25 protein-coding genes are annotated in these 17,785 nt (G+C 31.3%); 5 read left to right on the top strand and 20 right to left on the bottom strand.

Going from position 1 to position 17,785, the window contains the following annotated elements:
* Positions 1-84 precede the first annotated feature (84 nt).
* From C7448_RS14370 to uvrA, 20 genes are all read right to left on the bottom strand, one after another.
* The gene (locus C7448_RS14370; RefSeq protein WP_115902107.1) at positions 85-303 is read right to left on the bottom strand and encodes a hypothetical protein; all 219 of its coding nucleotides are present in this window, start codon (positions 301-303) and stop codon (positions 85-87) included.
* An 18-nt stretch (positions 304-321) separates the two neighbouring features.
* Entirely contained in the window at positions 322-528 is a 207-nt protein-coding gene (locus tag C7448_RS14365; RefSeq protein WP_115902106.1) for a hypothetical protein, read from the bottom strand.
* A 9-nt stretch (positions 529-537) separates the two neighbouring features.
* Complete coding sequence (locus C7448_RS14360) at positions 538-720, bottom strand: hypothetical protein (protein WP_115902105.1); 183 nt, start codon at positions 718-720, stop codon at positions 538-540.
* Between the two features lie 106 nt (positions 721-826).
* Positions 827-1,045, bottom strand: a complete 219-nt coding sequence (locus C7448_RS14355) for a hypothetical protein (protein ID WP_115902104.1) — start codon at positions 1,043-1,045, stop codon at positions 827-829.
* Positions 1,046-1,063: 18 nt separating this feature from the next.
* The gene (locus C7448_RS14350) at positions 1,064-1,270 is read right to left on the bottom strand and encodes a hypothetical protein (protein WP_115902103.1); all 207 of its coding nucleotides are present in this window, start codon (positions 1,268-1,270) and stop codon (positions 1,064-1,066) included.
* Positions 1,271-1,284: 14 nt separating this feature from the next.
* Complete coding sequence (locus C7448_RS14345; protein WP_115902102.1) at positions 1,285-1,503, bottom strand: hypothetical protein; 219 nt, start codon at positions 1,501-1,503, stop codon at positions 1,285-1,287.
* A gap of 76 nt (positions 1,504-1,579) precedes the next feature.
* Positions 1,580-2,326, bottom strand: a complete 747-nt coding sequence (locus C7448_RS15900; RefSeq protein ID WP_170137050.1) for a TlpA family protein disulfide reductase — start codon at positions 2,324-2,326, stop codon at positions 1,580-1,582.
* A gap of 754 nt (positions 2,327-3,080) precedes the next feature.
* Positions 3,081-3,311 carry a hypothetical protein gene (locus tag C7448_RS14335; protein WP_115902100.1) on the bottom strand — a complete coding sequence of 77 codons (231 nt, stop codon included), beginning with the start codon at positions 3,309-3,311 and terminating at the stop codon, positions 3,081-3,083.
* 83 nt (positions 3,312-3,394) lie between these two features.
* The gene (locus tag C7448_RS14330; protein WP_115902099.1) at positions 3,395-5,581 is read right to left on the bottom strand and encodes a peptidase domain-containing ABC transporter; all 2,187 of its coding nucleotides are present in this window, start codon (positions 5,579-5,581) and stop codon (positions 3,395-3,397) included.
* 58 nt (positions 5,582-5,639) lie between these two features.
* The gene (locus C7448_RS14325; RefSeq protein ID WP_115902098.1) at positions 5,640-5,828 is read right to left on the bottom strand and encodes a hypothetical protein; all 189 of its coding nucleotides are present in this window, start codon (positions 5,826-5,828) and stop codon (positions 5,640-5,642) included.
* Positions 5,829-5,846: 18 nt separating this feature from the next.
* Positions 5,847-6,041 (bottom strand): hypothetical protein, encoded by a 195-nt coding sequence (locus C7448_RS14320; protein ID WP_115902097.1) that lies wholly within the window; start codon positions 6,039-6,041, stop codon positions 5,847-5,849.
* Between the two features lie 43 nt (positions 6,042-6,084).
* A complete protein-coding gene (locus C7448_RS15740) occupies positions 6,085-6,303 on the bottom strand; it encodes a hypothetical protein (protein ID WP_147300547.1) in 219 nt (72 codons plus the stop codon).
* An 83-nt stretch (positions 6,304-6,386) separates the two neighbouring features.
* On the bottom strand, positions 6,387-6,542 hold the full coding sequence (locus C7448_RS15895; protein ID WP_170137049.1) for a hypothetical protein: 156 nt from the start codon (positions 6,540-6,542) through the stop codon (positions 6,387-6,389).
* Positions 6,543-6,558: 16 nt separating this feature from the next.
* Positions 6,559-6,798 carry a hypothetical protein gene (locus C7448_RS14310; RefSeq protein WP_115902095.1) on the bottom strand — a complete coding sequence of 80 codons (240 nt, stop codon included), beginning with the start codon at positions 6,796-6,798 and terminating at the stop codon, positions 6,559-6,561.
* 11 nt (positions 6,799-6,809) lie between these two features.
* Entirely contained in the window at positions 6,810-6,965 is a 156-nt protein-coding gene (locus tag C7448_RS15890; protein WP_170137048.1) for a hypothetical protein, read from the bottom strand.
* A gap of 106 nt (positions 6,966-7,071) precedes the next feature.
* A complete protein-coding gene (locus C7448_RS14305) occupies positions 7,072-7,278 on the bottom strand; it encodes a hypothetical protein (RefSeq protein ID WP_115902094.1) in 207 nt (68 codons plus the stop codon).
* 15 nt (positions 7,279-7,293) lie between these two features.
* Positions 7,294-7,458: a hypothetical protein gene (locus tag C7448_RS15885; RefSeq protein ID WP_170137047.1), complete on the bottom strand. Its 165-nt coding sequence runs from the start codon at positions 7,456-7,458 to the stop codon at positions 7,294-7,296.
* A gap of 115 nt (positions 7,459-7,573) precedes the next feature.
* Positions 7,574-9,172, bottom strand: coding sequence for a vitamin K epoxide reductase family protein (locus C7448_RS14300; RefSeq protein ID WP_147300546.1), 1,599 nt, complete (start codon positions 9,170-9,172; stop codon positions 7,574-7,576).
* Positions 9,173-9,289: 117 nt separating this feature from the next.
* The gene (locus tag C7448_RS14295) at positions 9,290-9,973 is read right to left on the bottom strand and encodes a response regulator transcription factor (protein WP_115902092.1); all 684 of its coding nucleotides are present in this window, start codon (positions 9,971-9,973) and stop codon (positions 9,290-9,292) included.
* Between the two features lie 138 nt (positions 9,974-10,111).
* Positions 10,112-12,937: an excinuclease ABC subunit UvrA gene (gene uvrA, locus C7448_RS14290; RefSeq protein ID WP_115902091.1), complete on the bottom strand. Its 2,826-nt coding sequence runs from the start codon at positions 12,935-12,937 to the stop codon at positions 10,112-10,114.
* Between the two features lie 99 nt (positions 12,938-13,036).
* Here uvrA and C7448_RS14285 point away from each other — a divergent pair, with 99 nt between their 5' ends.
* The 5 genes from C7448_RS14285 to C7448_RS14265 all read left to right on the top strand — a co-directional run bounded on the left by C7448_RS14285 (position 13,037) and on the right by C7448_RS14265 (position 17,777).
* Positions 13,037-13,861: a class I SAM-dependent methyltransferase gene (locus C7448_RS14285; protein WP_115902090.1), complete on the top strand. Its 825-nt coding sequence runs from the start codon at positions 13,037-13,039 to the stop codon at positions 13,859-13,861.
* Positions 13,861-14,088 (top strand): PspC family transcriptional regulator, encoded by a 228-nt coding sequence (locus C7448_RS14280; protein ID WP_099214064.1) that lies wholly within the window; start codon positions 13,861-13,863, stop codon positions 14,086-14,088. Before C7448_RS14285 ends, C7448_RS14280 begins: the two co-directional genes overlap by 1 nt.
* Positions 14,085-15,089, top strand: coding sequence for a potassium channel family protein (locus tag C7448_RS14275; RefSeq protein ID WP_115902089.1), 1,005 nt, complete (start codon positions 14,085-14,087; stop codon positions 15,087-15,089). Before C7448_RS14280 ends, C7448_RS14275 begins: the two co-directional genes overlap by 4 nt.
* Positions 15,089-15,982, top strand: a complete 894-nt coding sequence (locus C7448_RS14270; RefSeq protein ID WP_115902088.1) for an SDR family oxidoreductase — start codon at positions 15,089-15,091, stop codon at positions 15,980-15,982. Before C7448_RS14275 ends, C7448_RS14270 begins: the two co-directional genes overlap by 1 nt.
* Positions 15,983-16,067: 85 nt before the next feature.
* Entirely contained in the window at positions 16,068-17,777 is a 1,710-nt protein-coding gene (locus C7448_RS14265; protein ID WP_115902087.1) for an alanine/glycine:cation symporter family protein, read from the top strand.
* The last annotated feature ends 8 nt before the right edge of the window (positions 17,778-17,785 follow it).

The raw sequence follows: 17,785 nt of genomic DNA, 5'->3' as shown, positions 1-17,785 counted from the left end.
TAAAACCCTTGAACATTTTAAAGACACTCAAGGTTTGTGTCTATTCTTCGCGAAATATTTTTATGATGCTAGTTTTAGAACTTTTTATCTAGGAAAGCATTCATGACTGATTAAAACTCTACTTTGACATATTGGTGAAAGGTTGTGATAATCTTGACAAGTTCCGCAATGACTAGCTCCCATTGTTGGAGGGGTATCTCCATAGTAACAGTTAATTGGAGGGCATGATTCATCTCCTCCGTTGATTAATTTTTGTTCTACTTTACTTAAGTTTTTACCTAAGTTTAATATTGATTTTTTCATAATTATTTATTTAAAAGATTAAGCAGGACAACATTGTCCATTTTTTATAATACCTCTATTAGCTCCTCCCATACCATTCGGCACAGCGCAAGCATCATCTTCTTGACAATCTAAGGTACATAAAAAGTTACTTGAGCAGGGGAAGCCAATTACTTTTCCTCCATTAATAAGCTGTTGTTCACTTTTTTTAAGAGTTTTTCCGAATTTTGATATTGATTTTTTCATAATTAATTTTTATAAGTTACAGGCAGCATGGGTTGGTAGGACACACATATAATTGCAACAAATGTGATTTTCTACTCCGCAAAAGAAACCGTACTTTTCTTTACATACACCATATTCATCGTTACTTCCAACGACCTGTTGTTGTTCGGTTTTGTTTAAAGCTTTACCTAGATTTAAAATTGATTTTTTCATTTTAAATTAATTAAAATTTGATAAAAACCCTTGAACATTTTAAAGACACTCAAGGTTTGTGTCTATTCTTCGCGAAATATTTTTATGATGCTAGTTTTAGAACTTTTTATCTAGGAAAGCATTCATAACTGATTAAAACTCTACTTTGACATATTGGTAAAAGGTTGTGGTAATCTTGACAAGTTCCGCAATGACTAGCCCCCATTGTTGGAGGGGTGTCTCCGTAGTAACAGTTAATTGGAGGGCATGATTCATCTCCTCCGTTGATTAATTTTTGTTCTACTTTACTTAAGTTTTTACCTAAGTTTAATATTGATTTTTTCATAATTATTTATTTAAAAGATTAAGCAGGACAACATTGTCCATTTTTTATAATACCTCTATTAGCTCCTCCCATACCATTCGGCACAGCGCAAGCATCACCTTCTTGACAATCTAAGGTGCAAAAAAAGTTGCTTGAGCAAGGGAAGCCAATTACTTTTCCTCCATTAACTAGTTTTTGTTCAGTTTTGTTTAGTTTTTTTCCTAAGTTTAAAATTGATTTTTTCATAATGTTTATAAATTTTAATTGATACAACATTTACCATTATTTATTGTACCTCTACAGTATTCTCCGTAACCAAATAATACGGCACATACGGCGTCTTCATGAGTGTCACTTGAGACCCAGTTATTTGAATAGCAGGTACCAGAAAGACAACGATTCAATACTATACCTCCTTGTACTTGTTGTTGTTCAACTTTGTTTAAAGTTTTACCTAAGTTAGAAATTGATTTTTTCATAATTTAAAATTTGATAAAATCCTTGAACAGTTTAAAGACACTCAAGGTTTGTATCTATTCTTCGCGAGAGAAGAATTTAATTTAAATAAAAGTTTAATAGTTTTTTTGTTTTTTCAGAACTAGGTCTTGGTGCATTTTCATTTACTAATTTTCCTTTAGAATAAATTAAATACCTTGGAATAGTTTGTAATTCGAGTTTCTTATAAAATGAGGAAGATGGGTAGTTGATTGCAAGAAAATTGTTGTTTTTCTCAATTTTTTCTTCTTCAGAAGCATTCATCCATTCATTTTTATCAGAATCGATAGATATGTAAATGAATACAACATTTTTAAATTCATTGATTAATGTTTTTGACTTAGACATTTCATTTCTACAAGGGGTACACCAACTAGCCCAAAAATCAATATAAATAGTTTTGTCTTTGTAATTTTTTATTACTTCATCTAAAGTTATGTTTTTTGAATCTGAATCGACTAACTCTACTTTGTTAGAGGCTAAAGCTTTTCTTTTTTCATTTATTAAATATTTATTAGCATATACTTTGATAAACAAAGTATCATTATATGAATCTTTATATTTGTTAAAATAATAATTTGCTAAATTGTTATCCGATTTGGCAATTTGGTGTAAGCAAAACTCCCTAAAGAGTTTTAAATTTTCACCTTTTAATAAAGATGGTAAAAGTTTATAAGCCTTTTGATAGTCAATGTTTATTTTAGAATTATCCTCAATCAGAACAATATCAGTAATGAAAATGTTCATATAACCATATGAAATAAAGGGGTCGTTAAATATTAACTCGCTATTAAAATACAAGTTCATGATTTTTTTTAAATAGAAATTATCTAGACTAAATTTATAGCTTCTAATAAGTGACCTAAAATAGTTGAAATCTACCTGAGATGTATGATAAACATGATTAATATTACTTATAAGGTTGTTCTTATACAGTTTGTTTAGAACCTTTTTTTTAATTCTAAGTTTATTATACTCTAAAGAGTCTAATTCTCTGAAGCTATTTCGGTTAGACTTGATGATGTTTTTTTTAGGGATAAACTTATTGGAAGATTTATTAACCTGAATAAATTTTTTAAAAAGTTTATTGTGTTTTAATATTATATGTTTTAGGTTGGTTTTGTATAGGTTGTTAAGAGGTATACTGTCATATCTCTTTAATTCTCTATTAATAAAAAATAAACTTGTAGATGTTTTCTTTATGTTTATTAATAGGGTGTCTGTTTTTTTACATAACACACTATTAAAAAAGTTATTGTTTTTTATATACAATTTTAAATAGCTATTAGTTTCAAGTGTTATGGTATCTGTAATTTTATTTGTATTAATATTTACTCTATCAAAGTCTTTATTTATGCCAGAACCAATATTGGTTTTAACTTGATTATTGTTTTTTATAATCAAAGTAACCAAACCTTTTTTTACATGTTTTTTTTTCTTCGGTAGATCTTGGCAAGAAGTTAATAAAAACAGAAACAAAAGAACTATATATATTTTCATGTTGTGATAAAATTACAAGTTATACCCAAACGGAAATGATATCCGTTTGGGTTAGTTTAAATTAACAACTACTACAGCACCAATGTGTAACTGTAGCTGGTCCACTACCTCCTAAGTTATCATAACTATCTCCCAAAACTTCTAAAGCTTGTTTTTTAGTTTTTCCACAAGATCTGTATTGGTATCCATCTTCATATGTTATGGTATTACAACATGAGCCTAACCCTCCATTAATTAATTTTTGATCAGCTTTTTTTAACGCTTTTCCTAAGTTTAAAATTGATTTTTTCATTTTAAAATAATTTTAATTTGATAAAATCCTTGAATCGTTTAAAGACACTCAAGGTTTGTGTCTATTCTTCGCGAGAGAATATTTTATTTACCTAAGTCTAGTTGGTTTTTAACTAGATGATAATAACTTCCTTTTAGGTTGATTAGTTCTTCATGACTTCCTTTTTCTATAATTTTTCCTTTTTCAAGTACAACTATTTGATGTGCATTTTTTACAGTACTTAACCGGTGTGCTATAACAACTGCTGTTTTGTCTGCAAAAAATTCATTAAGCTTACCCATAATTACCTTTTCATTATTAGCATCTAAAGCACTAGTCGCTTCGTCAAAGAATAAGAACTTCGGGTTTTTGTAAACAGATCTGGCAATTAATAATCGTTGTTTTTGACCTGTACTTAACCCGTTTCCTTCACTACCAATTTTCGTGTTATACCCTAAAGGTAAGCCTTCTATATAATCTCCAATATTGGCTACATCAATTGCGTGAGCTAATTTTTCTTTATCAACATAATCTTCTCCTACGGCTATGTTTTTAGCTATAGAATCATTAAAAATATACCCTTCTTGCATCACAACCCCACAGTTTCTTCGCCACTCTTTTTGTGAAACATTTTTTAAGTTGAAGTTGTCAATCATAATATCACCTTGATCAACCTGGTAGAACCCGAGTAATAACTTCATTAAAGTAGTTTTACCACTTCCACTAACGCCTACTATTGCCGTTGTTTTATTTGCAGGAATTTCAAGGGATAAATCTTTTAAAACAGGTTCTAAACCACCAGTGTATCTGAATGAAATATTACTTAGTCTTATAGATGCGTTATCTGGGATTGTAGTTACTTTTTCATCACTAGGTTTTTCTTCATCTTCCATGTTGTGTATTTCACCTAGTCTATCTATAGAGATTTGTGCATCTTGTATATCTCTCATAAAATTAATTAGTTGTGTAATTGGCCCGTTTAATTGACCAACTATATAGCTAATTGCCATCATCATCCCCAGAGTGATTTGACCATCAATAACTAGCTTTGCAGATAGAATGGTGATAAACATGTTTTTAAGTTCATTAATGAAATTTGAACCTACGCTTTGTGTTTGTTCTAAAGCAAGACTTTTGGTAGCTACTTTAAATAAACGAGCTTGTACATATTCCCAATTCCAACGCATGCGTCTTTCAGCATTGTGGAGCTTAATTTCTTGCATTCCGTTAATAAGTTCAATAACTTTACTTTGTTCCTGGCTTACTTGCGAAAAACGTTTGTAATCTAATTCCTTTCGTTTTTTAAAGAAAAACAATACCCATCCAAAATACAGAACACTTCCTAATACAAAGACTCCAAATATTTGTATACTGTAATACCCTAATACTAAACTAAAAATAATCAGATTGAAAAAAGAGAATAAAACAGTTAAAGACGATGTGGTTAAGATTCGCTCGATACGTTTATGATCGTTAATTCTTTGTAGTAAATCACCTGTCATTCTCACATCAAAATAGGAGATAGGTAATTTCATTAACTTGATGAAAAAGTCAGAAATTAAAGATATGTTAATGCGAGTACTTAGGTGAAGTAAAATCCAACTTCGAATAATTTCTAAGGAAGCTTTTCCTACGAATAAAAATAATTGAGCAAATAAAATTAGATATACAAAGTTTAAATCCTGATTTTTAATACCTACATCAACTACACTTTGAGTTAAGAATGGTAATATTAATTGTAGTAAACTTCCTGCTAAAAGTCCTATAATTAATTGAATAATAAACTTTTTATATTTATATAAATATTTGAAGATAAATGAAAAGCCAAACTTTTCGTCTTCTTCAAAGTCTTCCTGATAAAACTTAGGAGTTGGCTCGACTAGTAGAGCGATTCCCTCTTCTGTGTTTTCATCAGCGTTGTTTCCAATCCAGTGTTGAATAAACTCCTCTTTGGTAAAAGTAATGAGTCCATGAGCAGGATCAGAAATATAAACTGTATCCTTTTTTATTTTATAAAGAACCACATAATGGTTTTTGTTCCAATGAACAATACAAGGAAAAGGAGCTTCTTTAAGTTTACTGAAAGCTAATTTTATACCTAAAGATTTAAAACCTATAGACTCTACAGCTTCGCTTAAACCGAGTAGACTACTACCTTCTCGAGTGGTTTCACTAAGACTTCTTAGTTGTTGTGTGTTAATAGTTTTACCATAGTGCTTAGCTATGATTTTTATACAAGTTGGTCCGCAATCTTTTGCTTCAGTTTGTTTGTAGTTTGGGAATTTTTTCAAGTTAAGCTTAGATATGAAACAGGTAAGAGGGATACTGCCCTTTTACCTGTTTTGTTTATTAATTATTACAGATTCTTCTATAATCTTCTCCTTCCATACAAAGTCCAATATAAGGGGGTTTTTTACAGCACCCCATATTGCGTGGACACTCAGAATGAGTATAGCAGGCAATAATAACTGAACCGTTAATTGATTTTAGTTCATCTTTATTTAAAATTTCACCTAAGTTTGAAATTGATTTTTTCATAAAATAGTTATTTTAAGGTTATAGATAAGGAGCAGGGCATTCAGGGGTTCCGTAACAGCAATTATATTGATCTGTCCAACAACATCTTTCTAATGGATGCCAATAATATCCTTTATCTGTTCTACATCCACCAGGAATTTCTTTTCCTCCATTAACTAGCTTCTGTTCTGTTTTGTTTAAAGGTTTACCTAAGTTTAAAATTATTTTTTTCATTATATAAAATTTTGATGTACGTAATTTTTTTGGAAAACCATTATTATAAAGGAAAGTCTCTAAAACAAGAAGCCGGAGTCCCTTCATAAACACCTGGTATGTCTCCATCTGGACATAATGATTGACAGTTGGTTGTGTGCCTTATTGAATTGCTATAACAAAAACACTTACAATCAGGGTTTGGTAACGGTTGCCCTCCACTAATTTTTTTTTGGTCCGGCCTGTTTAAAACCCTTCCTAGGTTTAGAATTTGCTTTTTCATTATATTTAGGTTTTATGAGTGTTTATATTTGATGTTTATTTTTTAATAGTAGAGTATTGCTAGCAATACCCTACTTATATGTGTTAACCTCTTAGACAAACATAACCATCAGCACAATAGCTTCCTCTAGGGCAGTTTCCTCTAAAATCACATAAACCTACGATTTCACTACCTCCGCTAATCTGAGTTTGTTCTGTTTTATTTAAAGTTTTTCCTAGATTTAAAATTGATTTTTTCATGTTTTTGTTTTTTAGTTTAACATCCTGTACAACTGATACTTCCATCAGGACAAAATTCCCAAGGATGAGTACAGTTGTTGTTATTTCCACCTCCGCCTCCACCAGTATCATTAGTGTAACAATATATTCCTTCACAAAACTGACCAGAAGGGCAGTTACCATTCATGTCACAAAACCCGACAGCCCCACCACCATTAATTAACTTTTGTTCTCTTTTATTAAGGGGTTTACCTAAGCTTAAAATTGATTTTTTCATGATTTTTTTTGTTATAGAATAAAACTACAATAAAATTCTGCACAGTGTCTCCCGTGGTCTTCACATACACCGTCTCTGTTTTTATCACATTGTTTTCTACCTCCATTAATATGGATTTGTTCCGCTTTATGTAAAACTTTACCTAAGTTTGAAATTGATTTTTTCATAATTGAATTATTATTGTTTAGTTAATAGTCTTAAATAAGACATTTATTTTATTTATAATCTTTTTTTTCAGATACCAACTGAATAAGTGTCCTTTTTTATAAATAGTTATTCTATATCTATAGGACATAAAAGGGGAGGACAATTTCCTGTTGGGTAGTTAGAGGCATCAATAGCATAACATCTATAGCTACAGCAGTGATGTCCGCTACCACATTCACGATCACATTGACAAAACCTAGCAGCTCCTCCATTAACCTGCTTTTGTTCCGCCTTATTTAAAACTTTACCTAAGTTTAAAATTGATTTTCTCATAATAATTATCTACTATTAAGGAAATAAAGTTAATCTACACTTTGGTTCAGCACATTGTAAACCATATTCAGTACATTCTCCATTACTCCAGGGAGTAATACATTGTACTTTACCTCCGTTAATTTGAGCTTGTTCCGCTTTTTTTAAAGCTTTACCTAAATTTAGAATTTGTTTTTTCATAATTAAAATATTAAGGTTACTTTTGCGGCGAACATTTAAAGACACTCACCAATGTGTCTATTCTTCGCGAGAGAATTTTGTTCAAAACGCAAAGCCCCTTTTTGGGGCTTTGTCTTTATGCTGTTTTCAATGAAACATTAGAAGTTTCTAAATTTTCTTCTAAATCCTCAATAAATAAGATTAAATCTGTTCTATTGTATTCTTTAGGAAATGATTTTCCGTTAATTAATATTTCTGGCGTAAAGTTGATAGCATTTTCTGTACACCAATCTTTTTCTTTTTCAAGCTCTGAAGTGTAAACTTCTTTGTAGGAACACTCTCCCCATTTTTTTAACCAAGCAGTAGGTTTTTGTCCCTCATAAATAGCATCCATAGCTAGGAGACATTCTTTTTCTCCTTTGGTATTATAAACCTCTAGAAGTCTACTAGTAATTTTAACAACATCACTATCTTTATCTTCTACATTCACATTAAAGCGTACTTTAATTTTTACATTGTTATGATACCTTCTAAGAATTTCATCAACATGAGTATGAACCGGTTTACAGTGTCCGCAAAAAGGATTTGTAACTATTGTTAGTTCAAGGTTAGAGTTGTGGTTTCCAAAAATAATTTCTTTACTGTCAGTTAACTGAGTGTTAAGTTGAGGTGACTTTTGCAATAAGCTATCAAATAGAGCGTAGTTTCTTTTAAACTTTACACTAGCTATCTTTTCTTTTTTAAGCTCCTGAACTTCAGTGAACAGAGGTTTAATATAATTCCAAGCTAACCACGTAAAAGAAGCAACTAAGCCTAAAGTAACAAAGTCAGTAAGTATAAAGGTGTTAATGTAATTATTTGTCAATACTGGAGCTAATGCTTGTAGCCAAAGTACTCCAACTATACTTAAACATAAAAGGCACCATTTTTTTACTATTGCATACTGATAATATAAAGAATATAACGTAATAGGTATAGCAAGTAAACTAATAGTATATGAAATTACAGGATTAGAAATTTGAGCAAAAGTTAAAAGAGATAATCCCATAAAATAAAGCATACTAAAGTCACTTAATTTATATCCTTTTAAAATTTCAGCACCTTTAGAGGTTAATACAGCATCACAATCTTTTTTGTCATCAGCTCCAGAACAAAAAGCATCACCTATAGAGGTTTTTAATCCAAGCTCTTGTTTTATAATGGCAATACTAATAACAACCCCTGTTATTGATAACAGAAAATAAAAAGTATTATACCATGAAGTTGAATTATTAAAAACAAAAAATAACGCAAAAACACTAAGAAGAGAAAAACCGATAGTTTTTACTAGTTTAGAGTTGTTTTTGGCTGTTTGATAATCTTCTGTTTTTTCAACAGCTACAATAATTCCAGTAAACTTATTTAGAAATTCATTTTCTGATAACTTTGTTTTCTCGTTTTCAGAATCATAAATTATGTAATCCATTTTTTTTCTTTCTGCTACAATTAAATCTTGACCATGGTCGCCATTAATTTGCGCGATAAAACATTGAGGGAGTTGCAAAAGTGTTTCTGAATTAACAGGAACGTCAGCTGCTACATTTTCAATATTAAAATGATCTAACACTCCAGTAATTGCATGCAAACTAGGGTAAGAAGGGTGACTCTGAATTTGAAAATCCAATTCTTCTTTGTCAAAAGAAATACTATTTTTCTTAAGTAAATTTTGTACTAAATTAATTAATGTGTCTTTCAAAAGTAAAAAGGTTTTAAGGATAGCTATTTTCTGTTTTCCCAAAGCTATATTTTGATAATTATTTTTTCATATAAAAAACCATAAAAAAAGTAAGGGAAAACCGTAATTGTTGTTTTTTTAAATGAAGCCCTTTTCTTTGGCTATTAATATTAACTCTCTGTCTCCTTTAGCTTTAACATTGAAAACTTTTTTTAAATGTCGTTTACGTTTTTCAATGCTAGCTGCAGAAAGAGGTATAAAATTAGGCATATCTTTCATTTTAGAGCCTAATGAAAGTTCGTATAGAATTTGTCGATCTATCGAATCAATGGAAAAGTTGTTGGAAACTTCTTTTCTTAAAAGGCTTAAGACAGTTTTGCTATAATAAGGAATGTTGTTTGTTACATTTTTTATAGCGTTTTTTAACTCTTTTGAAGTTAAATCACTTTTAACAAGAAAACCTTCAGGGTTTAAGCTTTTAAAAATATTGTGGATTCTGTAATTGTCATTACAATCAGTTGAAACAATCAGCTTTGTGTTTGGAAGTAACTTTCTTATTAAAAGTCCTAGATCTTCCCCAGATAATATTTTTCTACTCTTAGCAGGAGAAAGTTTTAAGTCTAAAACAACAAAGTTGAGAGAAGTTTCTTTTTCAATTGTCTTTTTTATAATATCATAAGCTCCATTACAATTGTAGGTAATGTCCGTGTTAAAGTTAAAATTAGGATTTAGCCTAGCTATTTTAGATATTATGTTCTTGTACGTTTCGCAAATAAGTGGGCAATTATCTGCTAATAAAGCAGATTGTTTTTCTTTTCTCATGTTTAAATAATTTCGGGGGGAATACTATTTAATTGATTCTTTTTTCAAAAAACCAGCTCATAAATTTATATAAATTAATTTAAAATCAAAAAAAATATATAAAAAATAAGTTGTATGTGTGTGAGAAATATTGTAATCTTACTTTTTTAACTCTTTTTTTAGGAATTTCGCTGTGTAGCTTTTTTTGTGTTTAGAAACTTCTTCAGGAGTTCCAGAAGTTAGTAATTTACCACCTTTTTTACCACCTTCCATACCAATATCAATAATATAATCGGCAAGTTTAATAACATCCAAGTTATGCTCAATAATTAATACAGTATTTCCTTTATCAGCTAATTTATTTAAAACATCCATTAAAACACGAATGTCTTCAAAATGCAATCCTGTAGTTGGTTCATCAAGAATATAAAACGTATTACCAGTGTCTCTTTTTGATAATTCGGACGCTAATTTAATACGTTGCGCTTCACCACCTGATAGTGTAGTGGATTGTTGACCAAGAGTGATATACCCTAAACCAACATCTTTAATTGTTTTTAATTTTCTATATATTTTAGGAATATGTTCAAAAAAGGCTGTAGCTTCGTTAATCGTCATTTCTAAAATGTCTGAAATAGACTTTCCTTTATAACGAATCTCTAATGTTTCTCGGTTAAAACGTTTTCCTTGGCAGGTTTCACATTCTACATGAACATCGGGTAAAAAATTCATTTCAATAACACGAACACCACCGCCTTGGCAGGTTTCACAACGTCCTCCTTTTACATTAAAGCTAAAACGACCAGGTTTGTAACCTCGAATCGATGCTTCTGGAGTTTTTGCAAATAAACTACGTATTTCACTAAACACTCCAGTGTAAGTAGCAGGATTGGAGCGTGGAGTTCTGCCAATAGGAGACTGATCAATATCAATAACTTTATCAACATGCTCTAAGCCCTCAATTTTTTTATAAGGCATCGGCTTTTTTACTCCACGATAAATATGCGCGTTTAAAATAGGGTAGAGGGTTTCGTTAATTAAAGTAGATTTTCCACTACCAGAAACTCCTGTAACGCAAATCATTTTCCCTAAAGGAAATTCAACGGAAACATTTTTTAAATTATTCCCTGAAGCTCCTTTTAAAGAAATTGTTTTTCCATTTCCTACACGGCGTTTTTGGGGAACTTCAATTTCTTTTCTTCTAGATAAATAATCAGCAGTAAGTGTATTGTGACTTTTTAAATCATCAAAATTACCCTCGCTAACAATTTCTCCACCATGACGACCTGCGCCTGGACCGATATCTAAAACAAAATCGGCGTTTTTGATCATATCTTCGTCGTGCTCAACAACTAAAACAGAATTACCAACATCACGAAGTTTAATTAAAGAGTCAATTAATTTTTGATTATCACGCTGATGTAAGCCAATACTTGGCTCATCTAAAATATATAAAACACCTACAAGTTGTGAACCTATTTGTGTTGCTAAACGAATACGTTGAGCTTCACCACCAGATAGTGATTTAGAAGTACGGTCTAATGTGAGGTAATCTAATCCAACATCCAGTAAGAACTGAATACGAGTACGGATCTCTTTTAAAATTTCAGTAGCAATAGTTAATTGTTTTTCTGATAATTTTGTATCGACTTCTTGAAACCAGATAGCTAACTCCAAAACATCCATTTGAGCTAAGTCACTAATGTTTTTATCAGTGATTTTAAAATGAAGAGCTTCTTTTTTTAACCGTTTTCCGTCACAAACTGAGCAGGAAACTTCATCCATAAAACCTTTAGCCCAGCGTTTGATAGAAGTGCTTTCTGAATTTTTATATTGATTTTCAATAAAGGCAATAATTCCTTCAAAATCAATTTCATAATTTCTAGTAACTCCAGCAGTTTTGGATTGTATTTCAAATTTTTCTTTTCCGCCGTGAAGAATAATCTCCATGGCTTCTTTAGGAATACTTCTTATTGAATCAGTTAATTTGAAACTATAACGTTCAGCAATAGTTTGTAGTTGTTTAAAAATCCAACTATTTTTTTGCTCTCCTAAAGGAACAATTCCTCCATTTTTAATTGAAATACTATCGTCTGGAATAACTTTTTGATTATTAATTTCATTAGTAATTCCTAATCCGTTACAGTGAGAACATGCACCTTTTGGTGAGTTAAATGAAAAGGTGTTTGGTTCAGGATTTGGATAAGCGATTCCTGAAGTTGGACACATCAATTCACGACTGAAATAACGAGGTTTTTCATCATCAACATCAATAACCATTAAAATATTATCACCAGTATACAAAGCGGTTTTAATAGTTTCTTCTAAGCGTTTTTCAGCAGCGTCATTCACAACTAAACGATCTATAACCACTTCAATATCGTGAGTTTTATAACGGTCGAGTTTCATGCCTTTTTCAATTTCACGAATTTTGCCGTCTACACGAACGCGAACAAATCCTTGTTTAGAAATTTGTTCGAACAATTCACGGTAGTGTCCTTTCCTCGATTTGATTATAGGGGCAAGAATAGCAATACGTTTCCCGTTAAAATCTTTTAAAATTAAGTTTTTGATTTGTTCGTCGGAATAGCTTACCATTTTTTCACCTGTATTGTATGAGTAAGCATCAGCCGCGCGAGAAAATAACAAACGGAGAAAGTCGTAGATTTCGGTAATAGTTCCTACAGTGGAACGTGGGCTTTTATTCGTTGTTTTTTGTTCAATAGAAATTACAGGCGAAAGTCCATCAATTTTATCAACATCAGGACGCTCTAATCCACCTAAAAACTGACGTGCGTAGGCAGAAAATGTTTCAATATAGCGACGTTGTCCTTCAGCGTAAATTGTGTCAAATGCTAACGAAGACTTTCCACTTCCACTCAAACCAGTAATCACAACGAGTTTTTCACGAGGGATTTTAACATCAATATTTTTTAAATTGTGAGCACGGGCTCCGTAAACTTCTATGTATTCTTGTTCTTTCAAAGTGAGGATTTTACCAAAAACAGCAAAGTTACCAAAACCAAATTTATTTTGAAGTAGGGATTGTTAACAAATAAACTGAAAATAGTATCTTGCGTGTTAATGAGTAGTCTAGGTATAGAAATACACGAAACAGCATTTGTTACATCAACATTCAGGTCTTTGAATAAAGTCTTGAGTAAGGATGTTTATGCGCAACTTTGGAATAACTCTCGGACAGATGCCTTAGTGGAAAAGTATCTTAATCAAGTTTGTGTAGAAGAAGTTTCGGCACATTGTTTAAGAAATCGATTCTTTTTAGAGGAGATTGAAAGGTTAAAGCCTGGTGTAGTTATTAATTTCGGGTGTGGTTTTAGTATGTATCCTTTTTTATTAGATGAAAATATAATTAATATAGAAATTGATAAAGAGGAGATAATCAATTATAAACAAAGCAAGATACAAGAGTTTATAAAGATGAGTAAGCTACCTGAAAGAACAATTCATTTTCTTGGGGTTGACTTTAGTAAGGATTATGCAGAAACATTGTTAAAAACGATCAAGTCGATTAAAAAAAATAAAACCTCATTTGTTTTAATAGAAGGAGTACTGTTTTTTTTATCGAGAAAGGATACTGAGAAACTTTTTGAGTTTTTTTCAAGAATCCAAGAAAAAGGAGATTATATAGGTAGTGCTTCTTTTCAAAAAGGCTTAAAAAAATCTGAGGGTTTTAAAAAGTTACTTGACTTTTGTAATAAAGAAATGGTGAAAACCGAAGCATCGGATTGGCAGACGATTGAAGATGGTTTTTATAGCGGAAGCAAAAACTATATATTGGCAAATCATCAAGACTACTTTAGTCTTTCAAAAAAATATAATAATGAGGTGAAGTTAGAAAAAGATTTAATTTTAAACGAGAATTTTTATATCTTGAAAAAAATAGTGTAATGAAATTTATCCATTCCGTACGACATTTTTTTGAACGACATGGTTTTAATGTGTCTTCTAGGTTTGCAGACCGTTTAGGTATGCGAGCGACTAATGTACGTTTGTTTTTTATATACATATCATTTGTAACAGTTGGTTTGTCTTTTGGGCTGTACTTAACTATGGCCTTTCTACTGAGGTTAAAAGATATGATTTATACTAAAAGAACTTCTGTTTTTGATTTATGATAAACACCATATTTAAGTCAAGATTATATAAAGCTATAACTTATTCTGTATTGATTGTTTCAGTAGGAGTGTTAGGTTATATAGTGTTTTTTGGCTATTCTCTAATAGATGCTTTATATATGACAATTATAACTATTAGTACTATTGGTTTCGGAGAAGTGCATCCATTTGGGACAGGAGAAAAATTGTTTACCATCGGATTAATAATATCCAGCTTGTTTATTTTTGGTTATGCGGTTTCTTCATTTTCAGAGTATTTAATTAGTGGACAATTTTTCCATCAACTAAAAGTAAAAAAAGTGCAAAAAAAAATAGAACAATTAAAAGGGCATACTATCGTGTGTGGTTATGGAAGAAACGGTAAACAAGCTATTTCAAAATTAAAGAATTACAAAAAGCAAGTTGTCATAGTTGAAAAGTTCGATGAAATAGTCAGGCAATTAGATGAGAAAGGAGTGTTAACTATTCAAGGCGATGCAACGCTCGATGAAACTTTATTAAGAGCTGGTATTATGAAAGCTAAAAATTTAATAACCGCTTTACCTTCTGATGCTGATAATTTGTTTGTAGTATTAACGGCAAAACAGTTGAATAAAAACTGTAAAGTAATTAGTAGAGCATCAAAAGAAACTTCGTATAGTAAACTAAAAATAGCTGGAGCAGATAATGTGATAATGCCTGATAAATTAGGAGGTTCACACATGGCGTCTTTAGTGGTTACCCCAGATGTTATTGAATTTGTTGATAGATTGACTATTGAAGGAGAAACGACTGCGAATTTAGAAGAAGTTGCTATTAATGGTCTGCCTGAAAAATACCTTGATAGAACAATTTTAGATTTGGACTTACGAAAAAAAACAGGATGTACAGTAATAGGCTATCGCACTCCAGGTAAAGATTACATCATCAACCCAGAGGCTTCTGTGAAGTTAGAAGCAGGAGGGAATTTAATTGTATTAGGTCGACCTGAACAAATAGAAACACTAAGAAGGATTTTTTAATGAAGAAAGTTGTAATAACTGGTAGTAATGGTTTACTTGGGCAAACTTTAGTAAACCTTTTATTAAAAGAAGATTATCAGGTAATAGGTTTTTCTAGAGGAAAGAACAGAAGTGGAAGAAACGACTTCGATTATGTTTCAATTGATATTACAGGCGAAGCTTTGCTCTACAGAAAACTGTCTGAATATAAACCAGATGTTATTGTAAATACAGCAGCAATGACTAATGTTGATGAATGTGAAATAAATAAAGAAGCTTGTGATAAACTAAATATAGGTGTAGTTCAATATCTTAAAAACTATTCTGAAGAAAATAATGCACATTTAATCCATATTTCAACTGATTTTATTTTTGATGGAAAGGATGGTCCATACAAAGAGACTGATAAACCAAATCCGTTAAGTTATTATGGACTCTCTAAGTTGAGATCAGAAGAAACCTTAATCAAGTCTAAGATAGATTATACTATTTTACGTACCATATTAGTGTATGGAAAAGTATACAATATGTCACGTAGCAATATAGTATTGTGGGTGAAGAAAATGTTGGAAGATAGGAAAGAAATTACGATAGTAGATGATCAGTTTCGTATGCCAACTTATGTTGAAGATTTGGCACTGGCATGTAAATTGTCAATAGATAAAAAAGCATTGGGAGTTTTTAATATTTCCTCAAAAAAAATGTTGAGTATTTATGAAATAGCACAACAAATAGCAGAAGTTTTTATGCTAGATAAAAGCTTGATAAAACCAATTTCTACTAAAGAACTAAATCAAAGAGCTAAACGCCCAGCGATAACAGGGTTTGATTTAGCAAAAACTGAGCAATATTTAGGGTTAGCTCCGAAATCATTTCAAGAAGATTTACAAAAATTTAAAGAAAAACTAACGTAAAAACTATATTTAACAACGAAAACTTGTTGTAAGTACATTTTTTTATGATATTGCGGGCTACTAATTCAAAAATCAAATACATATTATGAACAAAAAACTACTTGCATTGCTGTTTTCAATAACGCCGATGTTAACATTTGCACAGGAAAAAGGTTTAGATCAACAAATAGACGAAGCTTTTAAACCTATTTCTGATTTTTTTAGTAGTGTAATTTTCTTTCAGGTATTTGAAACCCCTTTTGTATTGATTTTGTTAGTGGCTAGCGCCGCTTTTTTTACGCTCTATTTTGGATTTCCTAATATCCGCCATTTCTTTACTGCGATTAATGTTGTAAGAGGAAAATATGAAGATATTGAAAAGCATGGAGCTCAATTGCTATATGGAGAAGATGGGATAGCTCAAGGAGTAGATATGAATGAGATTGATGATATTGAAGAGCATATAGAAAATATAGAAAGCTTACATAGTGATTTAGAAATTGATGGAGATATTAAAGATACTATTAGAGATGAAAGCCATGAAGGAGAAGTTTCACACTTTCAGGCGTTGGCAACAGCAGTTTCTGGTACAGTAGGGAATGGTAATATTGCAGGAGTGGCGTTGGCAATTGCTCTAGGTGGCCCAGGAGCAACATTTTGGATGATAATCTGTGGTTTACTAGGGATGTCTACAAAATTTGTTGAATGTACATTAGGAGTGCATTATCGTGATGTGGGTGAAGATGGAACAGTCTACGGAGGACCTATGTATTATTTATCAAAAGGATTAAAAGAAAAAGGTTTTGCGACTCTAGGTAAAATTGCAGCAGGAGCATTTGCTGTTTTCTGTATTGGAGGTTCTTTTGGTGGAGGTAATGCTGCTCAGTCTAACCAAGCAACAATAGTGATTAAGGAGTTGTTAGGTTTAGAGAGTACAGCAGCAGGAGCTATCATAGGTATAGTATTAGCCATTTTAGTAGGTGTTATAATTATAGGAGGTATCAAAAGAATTGCTTCCGTAACTGAAAAAGTAGTTCCTTTTATGGCAGTGTTATATTTATTAGCTTGTTTATATATTTTAGGAGTTAACTTTTCTTTAATAGACGATGCTATATCTTTAATTGTAACAGAAGCTTTTAATCCAACAGCAATTGGTGTAGGTGGTGTTATAGGTGTTTTATTGGTAGGTTTTAAAAGAGCAGCTTTCTCAAACGAAGCAGGAGCAGGTTCAGCTTCAATAGCGCACTCAGCAGTAAAAACAAAATATTCAGCTTCTGAAGGTTTAGTAGCATTGTTAGAGCCATTTATTGATACTGTATTAATATGTACAATGACGGCTTTAGTTATTATTATTTTTAATTTTGGAGGAGATGCGTCAGGAGCTACAATTTTTCAATATGGTGGTGACGGTGCTGGTTCTGTACTTATTGACGGAGTTTCTTACGAAGGGGCAGGAATTACTTCTAAAGCATTTGCAGCTTACATTCCTTACTCAAATTTGTTTTTAACTGTAGCAGTAGTGCTATTTGCTGTGTCTACAATGATTTCTTGGTCTTATTACGGATTACAATCTTGGAAGTTTTTATTCGGTAGAGGTAAAAAAGCCGATTTAACATATAAATTTTTATTTTTAACTTTTGTGGTGATCGGAGCTGCGGCTAGTATGAAGTCTATATGGGATTTCTCTGACGCAATGATTTTTGCAATGGTGTTCCCTAACATGGTAGGTTTATATTTGTTAATGCCTGTAGTTAAAAAACAGCTGAAAAGATATATAGATGCTATTAACCTTAAGAAAGAAGCAGTAGAAGAATAAGAAATAAA

It is taken from the genome of Tenacibaculum gallaicum, assembly GCF_003387615.1.
In the GTDB taxonomy this organism is placed as follows: Bacteria; Bacteroidota; Bacteroidia; order Flavobacteriales; family Flavobacteriaceae; genus Polaribacter; species Polaribacter gallaicus.
Note: the sequence above shows the minus strand (reverse complement) of the source record. Positions and strands in the feature narration are given on the sequence as shown.